Source organism: Acetobacter sp. AAB5, from assembly GCF_050106715.1.
GTDB lineage: Bacteria > Pseudomonadota > Alphaproteobacteria > Acetobacterales > Acetobacteraceae > Acetobacter > Acetobacter oryzifermentans.
Genome location: NZ_JBNIEW010000020.1, coordinates 1 through 13,610, shown reverse-complemented (window position 1 = coordinate 13,610; position 13,610 = coordinate 1). Strand labels below are relative to the sequence as shown.

General features: G+C 49.8%; 15 protein-coding genes and 1 pseudogene. 9 read left to right on the top strand and 7 right to left on the bottom strand.

The window, feature by feature from the left end; all coding sequences use genetic code 11:
- Nucleotides 1-372 (bottom strand): hypothetical protein (locus ACP7IZ_RS12945; RefSeq protein ID WP_426849609.1); only part of this gene is annotated, 372 nt, incomplete at its 3' end.
- A 485-nt stretch (nucleotides 373-857) separates the two neighbouring features.
- Here ACP7IZ_RS12945 and ACP7IZ_RS12940 point away from each other — a divergent pair.
- Together ACP7IZ_RS12940 and ACP7IZ_RS12935 are read left to right on the top strand one after the other, a co-directional pair.
- The gene (locus ACP7IZ_RS12940) at nucleotides 858-1,505 is read left to right on the top strand and encodes a ParA family protein (RefSeq protein ID WP_162870759.1); all 648 of its coding nucleotides are present in this window, start codon (nucleotides 858-860) and stop codon (nucleotides 1,503-1,505) included.
- Complete coding sequence (locus ACP7IZ_RS12935) at nucleotides 1,502-2,242, top strand: hypothetical protein (protein WP_099540575.1); 741 nt, start codon at nucleotides 1,502-1,504, stop codon at nucleotides 2,240-2,242. The genes ACP7IZ_RS12940 and ACP7IZ_RS12935 overlap by 4 nt, the downstream gene beginning before the upstream one ends.
- Nucleotides 2,243-2,279: 37 nt before the next feature.
- On the opposite strand, the gene ACP7IZ_RS12930 is transcribed toward ACP7IZ_RS12935, so the two are convergent.
- The 4 genes and pseudogenes from ACP7IZ_RS12930 to ACP7IZ_RS12915 all read right to left on the bottom strand — a co-directional run bounded on the left by ACP7IZ_RS12930 (nucleotide 2,280) and on the right by ACP7IZ_RS12915 (nucleotide 6,866).
- Nucleotides 2,280-3,200 carry a replication protein RepA gene (locus ACP7IZ_RS12930; protein WP_099540574.1) on the bottom strand — a complete coding sequence of 307 codons (921 nt, stop codon included), beginning with the start codon at nucleotides 3,198-3,200 and terminating at the stop codon, nucleotides 2,280-2,282.
- A 343-nt stretch (nucleotides 3,201-3,543) separates the two neighbouring features.
- Nucleotides 3,544-5,052 (bottom strand): tyrosine-type recombinase/integrase, encoded by a 1,509-nt coding sequence (locus ACP7IZ_RS12925; RefSeq protein WP_116100394.1) that lies wholly within the window; start codon nucleotides 5,050-5,052, stop codon nucleotides 3,544-3,546.
- Nucleotides 5,053-5,337: 285 nt separating this feature from the next.
- On the bottom strand, nucleotides 5,338-5,931 hold the full coding sequence (locus tag ACP7IZ_RS12920) for a hypothetical protein (RefSeq protein WP_426849606.1): 594 nt from the start codon (nucleotides 5,929-5,931) through the stop codon (nucleotides 5,338-5,340).
- A gap of 143 nt (nucleotides 5,932-6,074) precedes the next feature.
- Nucleotides 6,075-6,866: pseudogene (locus ACP7IZ_RS12915) on the bottom strand (aminoglycoside phosphotransferase family protein).
- A 358-nt stretch (nucleotides 6,867-7,224) separates the two neighbouring features.
- On the opposite strand from ACP7IZ_RS12915, the gene ACP7IZ_RS12910 reads away from it, so the two are divergent.
- Nucleotides 7,225-7,803, top strand: a complete 579-nt coding sequence (locus tag ACP7IZ_RS12910; protein WP_116100392.1) for a hypothetical protein — start codon at nucleotides 7,225-7,227, stop codon at nucleotides 7,801-7,803.
- Between the two features lie 85 nt (nucleotides 7,804-7,888).
- Here the strand turns inward: ACP7IZ_RS12910 and ACP7IZ_RS12905 are convergent, their stop codons facing one another.
- Nucleotides 7,889-8,146: a hypothetical protein gene (locus tag ACP7IZ_RS12905; protein WP_143225527.1), complete on the bottom strand. Its 258-nt coding sequence runs from the start codon at nucleotides 8,144-8,146 to the stop codon at nucleotides 7,889-7,891.
- 523 nt (nucleotides 8,147-8,669) lie between these two features.
- Here ACP7IZ_RS12905 and frmR point away from each other — a divergent pair.
- The 6 genes from frmR (at nucleotide 8,670) to ACP7IZ_RS12875 (ending at nucleotide 12,570) form a co-directional block, all read left to right on the top strand.
- The gene (frmR, locus tag ACP7IZ_RS12900) at nucleotides 8,670-8,945 is read left to right on the top strand and encodes a formaldehyde-responsive transcriptional repressor FrmR (protein WP_003626675.1); all 276 of its coding nucleotides are present in this window, start codon (nucleotides 8,670-8,672) and stop codon (nucleotides 8,943-8,945) included.
- Nucleotides 8,946-8,986: 41 nt separating this feature from the next.
- Complete coding sequence (locus ACP7IZ_RS12895) at nucleotides 8,987-10,096, top strand: S-(hydroxymethyl)glutathione dehydrogenase/class III alcohol dehydrogenase (RefSeq protein WP_003618980.1); 1,110 nt, start codon at nucleotides 8,987-8,989, stop codon at nucleotides 10,094-10,096.
- 59 nt (nucleotides 10,097-10,155) lie between these two features.
- Nucleotides 10,156-10,557, top strand: coding sequence for a VOC family protein (locus ACP7IZ_RS12890; RefSeq protein WP_003618982.1), 402 nt, complete (start codon nucleotides 10,156-10,158; stop codon nucleotides 10,555-10,557).
- Between the two features lie 24 nt (nucleotides 10,558-10,581).
- Nucleotides 10,582-11,409 carry an S-formylglutathione hydrolase gene (fghA, locus tag ACP7IZ_RS12885; RefSeq protein WP_075624153.1) on the top strand — a complete coding sequence of 276 codons (828 nt, stop codon included), beginning with the start codon at nucleotides 10,582-10,584 and terminating at the stop codon, nucleotides 11,407-11,409.
- A gap of 508 nt (nucleotides 11,410-11,917) precedes the next feature.
- Nucleotides 11,918-12,172 (top strand): antitoxin, encoded by a 255-nt coding sequence (locus ACP7IZ_RS12880; RefSeq protein ID WP_039891981.1) that lies wholly within the window; start codon nucleotides 11,918-11,920, stop codon nucleotides 12,170-12,172.
- Nucleotides 12,160-12,570 carry a type II toxin-antitoxin system VapC family toxin gene (locus tag ACP7IZ_RS12875; RefSeq protein WP_006117297.1) on the top strand — a complete coding sequence of 137 codons (411 nt, stop codon included), beginning with the start codon at nucleotides 12,160-12,162 and terminating at the stop codon, nucleotides 12,568-12,570. Before ACP7IZ_RS12880 ends, ACP7IZ_RS12875 begins: the two co-directional genes overlap by 13 nt.
- 41 nt (nucleotides 12,571-12,611) lie before the next feature.
- Here the strand turns inward: ACP7IZ_RS12875 and ACP7IZ_RS12870 are convergent, their stop codons facing one another.
- The gene (locus ACP7IZ_RS12870) at nucleotides 12,612-13,343 is read right to left on the bottom strand and encodes a hypothetical protein (RefSeq protein ID WP_006117298.1); all 732 of its coding nucleotides are present in this window, start codon (nucleotides 13,341-13,343) and stop codon (nucleotides 12,612-12,614) included.
- Between the last annotated feature and the right edge of the window lie 267 nt (nucleotides 13,344-13,610).

Sequence of the window (13,610 nt, the reverse complement as noted above, 5' to 3'; positions counted from 1 at the left end):
AAGACTTTCCCATCCCTTGCGCACTTCTTTGCCTGTCGGCGGGAAGAGGTTGTTGGCAAGTTCACCCGCACCAAAACCTGTAAAACGAGCAAGCACGTCCTGCTCTGCCTCGGTGGCGTTACGATCCTCGCGCTCCAGTTCCCCGAGAAGGGCAATCGCTGCCAGATTACCCTCAGCACGGGCTTTCCATCCGCTTGCAAGACCACGCAGTCCCTTCAGCCGGAAATCGCGCTGTGGAATACGGAAAGAGTGAGGGGAGGGGAGGCTGACTTCGGGAAGGGGCTGGTCATCGTCTAGAGACCAGAGGGATGCGAGCTCACCGGACAGTACAGTGGTATCGAACAGATTGAGTTGCGAGGCTGACATGGACATGATGGCGCACTCCGTTCAATCGGCATCGCCCGACGCCTCAGAAAGGGTCGGGGGCCTGATTGCATAGGTTTGTGAGGATTAGTGGCAAGGAGCGGGAAGGGGAGCGTCTACTCTCTCTTCATTCCTTGTCCCTTATGCCTTCCGGACAACCGGGCCGGAGTGGGGGGCGCAAGTGCGGTGCGAAGCGCCGGGAGCGGAGCCACGCACAGGCCGCGCAGCGGGCGAGCATGGCGAGCACCTACCACTTGCGGCGCACGCTCAGGGCTGGTGAATATTTTCTATTGATATTATTTATCTATATTAAACGCGGTAAATTTCTTTTTTTACACGTGTAAAAACCATTAACCTTTCATTGGGTAACGGGGGTTTTTGATCATTCAGGAAGACTGAATCCTGAAAAAAATGTTTTTTACACGTGTAAAAATGTTGCGCTAGGTGATGTAAATAATATAGGTCTGTATCAGAAAGATTTTGGGAGCCTCAAGGTGCTTGGAAAAACTATTTTGTTTGCTAGCGTGAAAGGTGGGACGTCCAAATCCACACTTTCTGAATGTATCTCAGTCTGTGCCGCAAGGGATGGAATGAGAGTTTCTGGAATCGACTTCGATCCTCAAGCTACATTTCGTAACTGGGGAGATGCAAGAGAAGAAACGCAGAAATCTATTCCTTCTCTTACACGTATTCCTGTAAAGTCTTTAACGTTATCAAAATGGAAAACTGTTGAAGATTACACAGATGATAATGATTTGGTAGTTATTGATACACCTCCTGCATTAGAAAACGATGCTGATGCTTTTTTGGGTTTGTCACAACTTGCTGATGTAGTTCTTGTGCCTACTAGTGCTACTCACAATGACATATCTAGTAATACGCCTTACTTACTATCGTTAAAAAAAGCAGGTGTCAGAGCTTTTGTAGTGTTCTCGCGGGTAAATCGTCAGACTAAAAGTTTTAGAGAAGCCCGACAAAGGGTTGCTAAATACGCCCGAGTTTTGCCAGTTGAGATACCAATTGCTGAGGATATGCATGTTCACAATCATGGTGGATTGACCTCTGTCGATATTAAAGATGCCAGAGGTTCTAAAGACGTTGAGCTACTTTGGGATTTAATTAAACACGAGATAGAACTATGACCGTAAAGATTTCAAAATCATTGGCCAAAAAAATTGCTTTACGTGATGAGCCACTAACTCAAGAGCGTGAAATAGAACTTATGACTGCGGATGCTAGAAGTTCTGCGCAGAACGAATTAATTGAGATTGATGAAGATTTATTACATACACTTAACGAAGTATTCGGTGACACGGATCTTCTGAAAGATCAGAAACGTCTTCAGACGATCGTTACCCAACGTAAGATCATTTATCGCAATTTTGTAAGAGCTGGCCACGCCGCGTTGGCAATGGGAAATGCGCTTCTAGATATTGAAGCTTCTTTAACTATCGGCGAACGAGAAAGACTAAAGCAGAGCGCAGAAAAGATACTGCCATTCGGTGATACTGTAGCTTCGATGTTGAAAAGTGTTGCTCGTTTTGTAAAAACGGGCAAGGTCCCAGAAAACGATCTCCCGGCAAGCTATTCAGCAGCTTACGTCTTAACAAACATGACAGATCCGGAACTTGATGCGGCAAAGGAAGAGGGACTTATTCGTCCTGAAGTGGGTCGTAGAAAGCTATTGAATTTTCGGAAAGATTATCGCCAGCGCATAGAAAAAAATGGCGAAAAAAAGAATATAATAGACCTAGAAAAACTGGAAAACAAAAGGGATAAAATTTTGAATAGAAGGAAGAAGCTTGCATTGGAATATTTTACATTGAGCCGTGAATTCCGTGAAATCAATAAAGTCATCAAAGCTATCAAAGGCCGTTAGGTTGGCAGCGCTTTAAGGGCCATTCATGTCGTTAAACCTATTTCGTTGTAGGATTGACCAGATGTGTGGCCTTTTGGGGCACTGGAGGTTTGGATGAATGTAAAATCACTCCTATCTCAGTCGTAGTGACTTTTGCATCGGGATAAACAGCCAGTGCTATTTTCAAACTTTCCAGAAAGTTTTCTCTGAATTTTCTCAGGCGCGCGTAACTCCGCCCAAATTGAGCATACAGTGCTTTCCATGTAATTTGGCAATCAGCTGGAAGAACGTGTAATCGATAAGCGAGCCAGCAGTATATATCTAATGCTTGACTATTATTTGCTATCGCACGGATTGCGGCTTCTTGTAATGGGACTGGGTGTTTTTTTAATTGTTCAAAAAAACCTTCAGATAATTTAACTGTCTCTAATAATCCACCATTTACATGGTGAGTAAAGAGAGCTGTATCCAAGATATTTTGATTAACAAAGCCAATTTGGTTACCTTTAGTAATTTGGAAAGTCATCCGACAGCGTGAGAGCCTTAATGCCTGCTCACGAACATCTTTCATACTTTTTCCACCAATCGATACGCCTAATTTTTGTAGCCACTCACGTAGACTACGCCCAAGCTCAATTTCTCGACTATTTGTTTTAATAGCTTCTGTCTGGAGATAAAGTAGTATCAGGCGCGCCCTCGACCCGTAGGGTACGCCAATTCTAATTACACCATCTTCTGTGGCAACTGACCCAGGCTCTACCATTAACTTTAAATGTTCAGTTTCTATAAGCCATATCTGATCATCTGGCTGCCTCCTGTGAGGTAATGCTGCCTGACACCAACCACTGAAGAGAAAGCCTACACCTGTCTGTTCGTCAGACATGAAGTCAAAAGCAACTTCCAGCTCTTTCCTATCATCTGTGAAAGCCAATGCACCTTGGCGGCCGTGTTCTTCAAGAAGGCGGTGAATTCTTGCCATGTGTCTTAGATACGTACTTCTTGCTTCAAAGTCTTCGAGGACTTTTGGGGCGCAAAACTATTCGCAAAGATATTTGTATATTTATATTAGTTTGCGCCCCAAAAGTCCCTAGGATGAAATCTGTATGTCATTGAAAAGAAAGGGGTTCGATAATCTTAAGGTGCCCTAAAAGTTCATACTTCGGCCCTAAAAGTTCACATTTAACCTATGTAAAATAGCTACGGACAACGCCCTAAAAGTTCACATACGTCGAGTCTTAACAAGCAAGACGATTCAGCTTTCTATGATGACTTAGGAAAAAGTAAGTGGGTGTGAACTTTTAGGGCGGTAATGAAGTTTCTCTTCAAAACCGACTTTTACCAGGATGTCGTTTAAAAGCCTGATCCTCTTCAACATATGCTTCCAGAACTCGGTAATCGCGATGACGGGAAAATCGTTTGAGCGACATCAGGTCAATGCCATCCTGAGCGCCTGTCGTGATGGCACCCCGACGTAGACTGTGCCCGCTAAAATCGCCCTCAATCCCCGCAGCCTGACAGCGGCGTTTGATGATTGTGGCTATCGAAAAGTCCGAAAGACTTTGCGTGCCGATTTTAGGATCAGGAGCAGTCCCATTTTTTTTCGCTGTTGCAGGCAGCCAAATTCTTGGGAAGGCAGCAGTCGTCTCGTTTGTGCTCTCTGTCTTTGAATCGTTTGACTTGTTTTTTCGTGGTGTCAGTTTTGACTCCCGTAGCCACGTCTCCCACGCACGAACAGGACAATGTCTGGTTATCCCACGGGGAATAACGATTGTGGTGCCCTGATGCTTCTTATCCCCCTTGGAGTAGGGTAGGGTGATCCGCATGCAGTCTTCATCAAGCATGACGTGTTCGAGCTGGATCCCTGCCAGTTCAGAGCGACGAAGCGCTCCACCATAGCCAACCAGCAAAATGGCGCGGTCACGTGTATCCACCAGCGATGTCATAGGGATCTTATCAACGACCTCGCAGAGCATTTCCCAAGTCAAACCTTTTACCCGGCGTTGTGGCGTCTTGCTTGGTGAGCGATGAATTCCGGCCAGCATCTCAGAGACGAGAGCATGTGTCGTAGGTATGGGTAGATGTGCCACATGATGAAGATAGCGCAACGCAGCCCTATAGAGTTCAATAGTTGCTGGCTTGCGTCCGCGCAAAGCCAGATCAGCTAGATAGGTTGCAACATCTTCGCTTCGCGCAGGCAGGGCAGGGAGGTCATGACGTTCAGCAAATGCACACCAGCCACGGATGGCCGAGCGGTAGGCTCGGCGGGTGTTAGCGGCCTTACCGATCTGAACGAATGTGCCTACGGCTGCCTGTGATGTCTCCAGTTGGCCGTCATGTTTGGGAACCTCAGCTTCAGCCAAAGCCGAGAACCAGCGGACAACATTGGCAGGAGCTTGTCCGATAGGTGCAGGTGTCGGGATAGAATTGACCTTGTCCTTGCTCGGAAGGAAAGATGGTCTTTCGTTCTGGTCCGACGAAACAAGCGACGCGACAAACGCTAAGCGTTGTCGATCGATCTCAAGAGCTACTTCGAGATGGTAGCCGCTGGGGAGAGAGGAAAGGGCGCCCTCAAGAAGTTTACGCGCACTGGCTGTGTGTTCGGCGCCGTCGGGCAATTCAGTGTCGGAGAGAGCAGAGCCATCCGGAAGAATGCTGCCGGCGATAAAGACAGGAAGGGGCGGGGAGAAGCGTGCTGTCGAGAGAATGGGACGCAGGACGTCGATCGTAATGTCGGATTGAGCCAAACGCTGCCTGGTGAGGCGGTCTACCTGTTCTAGAACACGCGAGCGTAGAACAGGCCATGATCCGGTCAGGTGTAGAGCATCAAGCATTGCTCGTTATCCTTTTCCCGAAAAACCAGCATAGTAAGCCCCCTCAGCAATATCCTGACGCAGTCGCTGCACCGCGACGAGCGCGTCTGCCGCATCACGAGGTCCATCGTATGCCTGAGCCTATAAGACCACGGTGCCCTAAGATAATAGCAACCTCAACTGAACGGTAACAATGGGGGGCAAGTGGACGGTCCGGTCATCGGCGATGAAGAGAGAAAGCCGTCAGACTGACGCCTAACTGATCTCCAGCAAGTTTTCATCTCTACACACGGCTAAACAGCGATACTATTCGAGGATTAGTTGGAGTGGGGGTTGCGCTCGAATACGTTCTAACAGGCGCTCTTTTAACCGTGGATCAGAGCGGGCGGCCTCTATGAGGTTGTTAAGTGCCGTCCGCACGTCATTCCGCACGTCATTAATAAAGGGAATAAAATTCAGGATTACAGTATCATCACGAGGCGGTGCCTTTTGAGCGGGGATTAGATTACCCTCCCCATGCCCAATCATAATTGATCCAGTCCGACCGTGCCCACCGGGTTCGCCATACAAGCTGAAGGCATGTGCCAAACCACATCTGAGAGTGCGATACATCTGCTCTGGCAAGTCATTGGAGCCATTTCTATAGGTGAACTGGGAATATGCTTCTGGGAAAAATTTATTAATGAAAATCGTGAAATATTCACGGCCTGATTGCCATTTTAATTCTTCTTTTCTTTTGACTTTGACTTTAATCTTGGTAAGGGAAGCAAGATAATCCAAGGATACCGACAGCCCTACAAAATCCCATGCAGTGCCGCGACTGTCTCGTTCAAGTTCATTAAATCGCTCGTGCATATAACTTTTAAATTTTTCGAGTTCATCATTGTTTTCTGAATTCATAATTCCAAGCTTACTATTTTGGTTTTAGAGTAGATAAAATTTCGTGTTTCAGTGGCCAGTGAGGCCGAGTCTGTTTCGGAAACGTCAGTGTAACAGGTTTACGGCCGATATGAGAGTCGAAAGCGGCAGCTTCTGCTGCCTTCTTAACCGAGCGCCTCAGACGCCAGATGCGCAACTGCCCGCTGAGTTTCCGGAGCAATCCCATCTTCGATAAACCAGACTGCGGACAGGCCGCTCCAAGCATGAATCCATCGCAACAGTCTGACAGGCTCAACACCCGTATGTGAGCTGACAAGCCTGATCCTTTGCTCGAACCTTTGTGGAGAAATAGCGTAGGGGCGCTGTGAATCCGCAAGATCGGGATTCAGAAATAGAGCCGCAAAATCAGCGGCCCTTTCCCCATAAAGGCCCTTCGGGTCGATCGCGCGCCAACCTCGCGCCCCAAAATCCAGAACGTTGCCGTGATGGAGGTCTCCGTGCAAGACGAGTTGCTCCTGTGGATCACTTAATAGCGTGTGGGCCTGACGGTCGCAGTCTTTCAACCATTCTGCGTTGTTCGAGGAGAAACCGAGCAAGTCAGCGAACCAGCTTTTCAAAGACCGCATTTCTTCATGCTGTAATCGTGAAGATGAGTGCAGAAGTTCCGCTGTCTCACAAAGATTTCGCGTTGCTTCATTGTCTAAGCCTGCGTAAACGAGGTCGGCGAAAGTGCGACCGCTAATTGCTCTTTCCAGAAGAAGAGCGCCTCAATCATGTTCCATAACTGCGGCAACACCCTGCCCATTCCACAGTGTCATGAGATGATTGCCGCGAAGTTCATCGGGGTCAGAAGTTACTTTCAACATAGCCGGGGAGCCATCGCGGGTGACCGGCACCAAGTAGGAACTTGCTGTCCGAACAGGCGCGCCATCGGCAACTAGATGCCAGCGTGACATATAAACGGTAGCCGCCGAAGCAAGGGCAGTATGGTGCTTGGTACCGGGCATGCTAGGAGCATATAACTCTCATTCGGTGTCCGCTATTGGGAAACGCTTGAACCACGCGCTACGACTGGCATGCGGGCGGAAGGAGCCATCCCCCAACGATCTGGGTAGTCTGTTACGATTTAATTGCTTTTTAGCCTGCGAGGACGGAATTTTTTGCCTTGCGTTCGGCAAGGGATTCCGAGGGGCTGGAAAGCCCGGTGTCCGGCGAGTTATCCGCATATTCCGGAATTTTCCTATTGGCTTTCGGGTCGTATTTCTTACCTCCCACAAAGAGATTTAGTTTGTCGGTGCTAGATGGAGGATGTAATTGGAAAAAAACATAAAAGATGGTGACGCAGAACAACTACTGCCGCGGCAGATCAGGTTGGTTCAGTCCCTCGCTGATTTCCAGATGGCATGCAGTGCCATGGAATTTATATGTGAACTTGACGAAGATCGCCTCGTTACTCGCGTCGAGCGACGGCGCTATCGATGTTTTGAAGACACCGCTGTAATTGCCTATGGGCGCGCCTTCACAAATGCTAATAATTTGCCTTTGCTTAGTTTTAAACAGATCAAGATTAGCCCCAGCTCTGACGAACGTGCTCTGCATGAGCGACTGTTAGAGCGGCGCAACAAGGTCATAGCTCACTCCGATGCTGATCGGCAGCGCATTAGCTTCACAACCGAATGCTTCAGTTTGGAAAACAAGCTGGTAATGATGCCACGTTGGGACTTCGACGATGCGCTGGAATTTTTTGCTGAGCGGGAGGCGTTGGTTGCGTGGTTTGGCACCCTTATGTCGGCGACTAGCAAACGTCTATTTGAACAAGTGCAAAGCATGTCGGAGATACGCTTCGTTCGTGATCATACTTTGATTGTAAGTTCCGGCGCAGAAGAGGGCTAGGAGTCAAAGGTACTATGTATTCGCCTACGGACTAAGATCACTAATTAATCGGGCACAAGGCCAATACGTTACCAAAATCCTAAGCCTAGCGTGAGGAAATGTAATAGATCACAGCGGGGTGTGAGCCACCTCTCGGCAGGAAGAAGTAATGCGGGTGTTGCTCGCCAATATCCCCAGCTACTTTATGATGGTCGTAACGGGGCTGCGTGGCCGGTCGTAAACGAAAGTCCACTTTTGAGACGGGCTCCAAAGAGCTTGAGCGTCCGGCATGAGGCGTAAGCGGAAGTTCTGGGTCTGTTTGCATGGTTTCCGGCGTGTCTGCACGGGCCGGCAACTCTATCATTAATTTCTGCATTTTTATCGCGATTAAGTGGTTTTTGCGTCGACAAAAAAGGCAGTCAGCTGCGGATTATCATTATCTTCTGGTTTTCGACAAATGTCGAAATACCTTAATTATGTTAGTCAATATTCTTATATTTCAGCATGTTAGTGATACCCTTAATTATGGGAAGGTCCCTTATTGATGCGAAAAAAGCCCATAATTAGGAGACAAAACGCGACCGCATGTTTATCAACGCACGGGTCTGCTTCCGCCTACATCTCGGTCGTTTGGACCACAAGATTATTTGTCAAATAGCGGACATCAGCGCTTCAAAGCCTCGTTGTAGAGCTTGTCTGGATTTCACTGATTACACCTATTGAATGATTCCAAGACACAGGCAGTCCCCCCATGGACGTTACGGTGAAAATTTCGGCGATACGGACTTTTGATCGGATCATATGACAAGCACATCCTTATATCCTTGTCATACTGCCCCATAGTATGAAAGGATACTCAAGGGCAGTATATTCGGAGTAAACGTTTCGTGCCGCACACACCAGCTGAGAAAAAGCGCGTTCTGACCCGCGTGCGCCGTATTCGCGGGCAACTTGATGCGCTGGAACAGGCTCTGGAGAAGGGGGCTGATTGCGGTCCGGTACTGCAACAGGTTGCGGCTATCCGGGGAGCGATCAACGGATTAATGGCCGGTGTCCTCGAAAGCCATCTGCGGGAAGAATTTGTTGAGTGTGCCGGTGATCGTGATGCTGCCAGTGGTTCGATCGAGAATGTGGTGTCACTCGTTCGATCCTATCTCCGGTAATGCCCTCGATGCTGGCTGATAGGTTATTTGGAGAAAAAATCATGAAATCACGGGCCGCAGTTGCTTTCGAGGCGGGTAAGCCCCTTGAGATTGTCGAGATCGATGTAGCGCCTCCTCGTGCTGGTGAGGTGCTCGTGCAGATCACGCATACGGGTGTGTGCCACACTGATGCGTTTACCCTGTCAGGGGATGATCCCGAGGGACTGTTCCCAGCCGTTTTGGGTCACGAAGGCGCGGGAATTGTCATCGAGGTCGGAGAAGGCGTAACCAGCGTTGCCCCCGGCGACCATGTCATTCCGCTTTACACGGCGGAATGCGGTGAATGTCTGTTCTGTAAGTCGGGAAAAACCAATCTCTGCATTTCAGTGCGCGCCACACAGGGTAAAGGTGTGATGCCGGATGGCACGACACGCTTCTCCTACAAAGGTCAGCCGATCCATCATTACATGGGGTGTTCGACGTTCAGCGAATACACGGTTGTCGCCGAGGTTTCTCTGGCAAAAATCAATCCCGCATCCAATCCAGGGCATGTCTGTCTGTTGGGATGTGGCGTCACCACAGGGATTGGTGCGGTACACAACACGGCCAAGGTGCAGCCGGGAGATACGGTTGCCGTCTTCGGTCTGGGCGGGATCGGTCTGGCGGTCATTCAGGGAGCGCGACAGGCAAAGGCTGGCCGGATTTTCGCTATTGATACCAACCCGGAAAAGTTTGAACTTGCCAAAGCATTCGGCGCCACGGAATTCCTCAACCCCAAGGATTATGACAAACCGATTCAGCAGGTTCTTGTGGAAATGACCGGCTGGGGTATTGATCATACATTTGAATGTATCGGAAACGTCAACGTCATGCGCGCGGCGTTAGAAGCCGCGCATCGTGGGTGGGGGCAGTCGATCGTCATCGGGGTGGCAGGGGCCGGTCAGGAAATTTCGACCCGTCCCTTCCAGCTTGTGACGGGGCGTTCGTGGCGCGGCTCGGCTTTCGGTGGGGTCAAGGGACGCAGCCAGCTTCCCGGCATGGTCGAAGATGCCATGCGTGGCGATATCGAACTTGCGCCTTTCGTAACCCACACCATGCCGCTCGAAGACATCAATACGGCCTTCGATCTGATGCATGAAGGAAAATCCATCCGTTCCGTCATTCATTTCTAAGGTCTGCGTCTCACCGCGCAACATCATTTCCAATGGTTGGAAATTACAGGAGAACGATCATGGCAGTTATTTCCGGTGACGGTGTTTTCTCTCACGTTTTTCTTGGGGCAGTGGATACTGCGGTATCCGCGAAATTCTATGACGCCGCGCTTGCGGCTCTGGGCATAAAAAACCTGGGGCCGTTCGGGCATGGGTGGATTCTGTATGGCCGCGAAAAGCCAGCCTTCATCATTGCACGTCCAGGCAACGGTGAAGCGCCCTCAAGCAACGGTGTCACCATCGGTTTTGCAGCAGCGACACCCGCCGAAGTGGAGGCTTTTCATGCCGCAGGTCTTGCCAATGGGGGAACCGATGAAGGCGCACCCGGCCCGCGAAGCCACTTACCGGGCGCTTACGCTGCCTATCTCCGGGATCCGGCAGGGAACAAGATCTGCAGTTATACCTTCACGGACGGTAACTGACATGCGCAAAAGGCAGTGAGAGCCATGGAACGCAAGGAAACACACGCCTCTTTTGGGGGTGTGCAGGAAGTCTGGCGACACAAGTCCGTGTCGTTGGGTGTGGAATCAAACTTCGCGATCTACCTGCCGCCGCAGGCAAAAACTGAAAAGGTTCCCGTTCTTTACTGGCTCTCCGGTCTGACATGTACGGAGCAGAATTTCATTGGCAAGGCTGGCGCGCAACGCGTGGCCGCAGAACTGGGCATCGCCATTGTCGCGTCGGATACCAGTCCACGGGGCGTGGGTGTGGCTGATGACGATGCGTACGATCTTGGACAGGGTGCCGGATTTTACCTCAATGCGACGCAGGAGCCGTGGGCTGCGCATTATCGGATGTATGATTACGTCGTCACGGAACTTCCTGCGCTGATTGAGGCGAGCTTTCCGGTTACGCAGCAGCGAGGCATTGCGGGACATTCGATGGGTGGATTTGGCGCCATCATGATCGCGCTGCGTAATCCTGGCCGCTATCGTTCTGTGTCAGCCTTTTCACCCATTGTGGCGCCAACGCAGGTACCATGGGGTGAAAAAGCATTCAGTGCTTATCTGGGTCCGGATCGTGCCAGTTGGGCAGCCTATGACCCGCTTGAACTTGTGCGGACAGCGAAGGAAAGACTGCCTGTTCTGATAGATCAGGGTCTGGCGGACCAGTTTCTGAAAGAACAGCTCAGACCAGAACTGTTCCAGGAAGCCGCACAGAATGCAGGGCAGGAACTCATCCTGAATCTTCGTCCTGATTACGATCACAGTTATTATTTTATAGCCAGTTTCATTGCAGATCATCTCAGACATTTCGTGAGTAAACTAGGATGAACAGATTGTCAGATTTTTTGGATCCGCGCTTTTCTGGCTTCGGGTGGAGACGAAATCTGTTAGGGGCGTCTTGGAAACTGTGGAATTAACTGGCGGCTTTCTGCATCTTTTGTCCGGAAGCAGACATTCCGTTTGCCCCTCAGAGCCGACATGGAGTGAGTCCTCGGCGTGAAATAAGCCCGACTAAGAACGGGCTTATTTTAACCTAATTAGAGGACTCGTTTTAACCCGAATAAGGGCATTTTCGCGGGGTTGAACGGCGCGAAAACGAGGATTCTCCTAATTGAGGAATTTCGACAACGGGGCCTTTTTTTATGACCTCCCACCTAGTTGCGATAAGTGGAATTAACGCAAGTAGGTATGGGGAAGGAGGTTGTTTTTTGGAAAAAGACGTAGTTTGAAACTAACTACGAAATGAGGTAACTCCCACTTCCTCGTTGGGATTCCATATTGCGCAGTTTGGTACAGAATGGTATATATCATTGGTATCTACTAAAGAGAGGCGAATATGTCCGATACAGCCAAAATTTTTATGACCGGTCGCAGCCAGGCTGTTCGGCTCCCCGCCGCTTACCGCTTTGACACATCAGAGGTCACCATCCGCAGAGACCCCCGTACCGGCGATGTCATTCTCTCGCCTCGACCCGAGGGATGGAGCGAGACACTCTCTGCCATTCGTAAGGCCAAAGGGGCTGATCTTTTCCCTGAAGGTCGTAGCCAGGACCAACAGGACCGGAATCCATTTTCTGAGTGCCTGCCGTGATTGCTTATATGTTCGATACCAATACAATAAGTGACATTATACGCGCTGACGAGAGAGTGCTCTTACACGTCGAGGCCCTTGATCCAGACCAGTGTTGTGTCTCGGCCGTAACCGCCGGAGAAGTTGCTTATGGGCTGGCCAAACGCCCATCGGCGACCCGCTTACAGCGTCTGACACGCACTGTGATGGATCGGCTGACCATACTGCCCTGGAATAATGACGTGGCGGAGCATTATGGGAAATTACGAGCAGAGCAAGAACGGCGCGGTCAAATTCATGGGTCTTTAGACCTCATGATCGCAGCGCATGCCCTGACGGAACATCTGATGCTAGTGACCAGTGATCACGCCTTTTCTCAAGTTCGGGGGCTTACTGTGCGGAATTTCCGAAATTCTTGAGGAATGAACACCGACTTCATACCTCTCACAGCAAACCGGGCTCAGAACATCGCATTAACAGCAAATTGCGGTGACACCTGAATGCTTTTGTTATGTCCTGCAAAATAGAATGCTGATCCTACGATCACTCCCCAATTTGCATTCCAGTTATATTCAAATGCAGGTGCGATCTGCCAGTCTGTTCCGGCTGCTCCGGTCTTATGAATGTACGTGCCGTTCTTATCATGACCACGCAAGGTAGAGCCATTCGACCAGTCGTGCGCAATATCCATGGCCAGAACCCATTTCTGGCTTAAACCATATTCCAGAGAGAAACCCGTCTGGCCACTCATCCCCGGCTGGCCGCGACCACGAAAGCCATAGGCTGTTCCATAGCTGGTGGTATCAACAAGTTTGGCTGATGTCACAGCACGGCGAAACCAGTTCCATACCCGCAGACGCAATTCATGGTTGCCCGGCAAAGTGTAAGTTGATTGCTCTGTCAAAGCCGTGCGGAAAACGTAGGCACCACTTCCTACCCCATCCTGCTTATCACCGAGCTTTGTATAATCTCCGGTCGGGAAAACCATGCCCACGAACAGATTAAATGCTGGAATATAACGCTTAGGGTTCGGTCGTACCAGACGATAGATCAGATCAACAGGCACATCCCCTGTTTTGGGGCCATGAGAATGACCTTCTGCATGTTTCCATCCATAATCTACAATCGTATGCACCTGAATACTGAAATCTGGGGAAATACCGTATTTCCAAAGCGTAGAGTTTGAAAACATACGTTGTAAGGGATGCGCCGCAGGTAAGGTCCGCCCATGGGGTCCAAAACTTCCTAAATGATGTGGTCCCGTCCGTTCGGACAGTTTTGTGGGCTTGATAAGCTATACCCGGTTGTTGTTATGCCGCCCTTCTGACGGCGTTGCTGTTGGCCATCTGTGAATTGCCCCGGGTTTTGTGGAGACGTTTTTTATCTGATTTAAGCGGCTAATGCATGTGATTTCTGTTGTGCATAAAAGCGTGCCTCAGCTTCTGCTGGCGGGATGTTT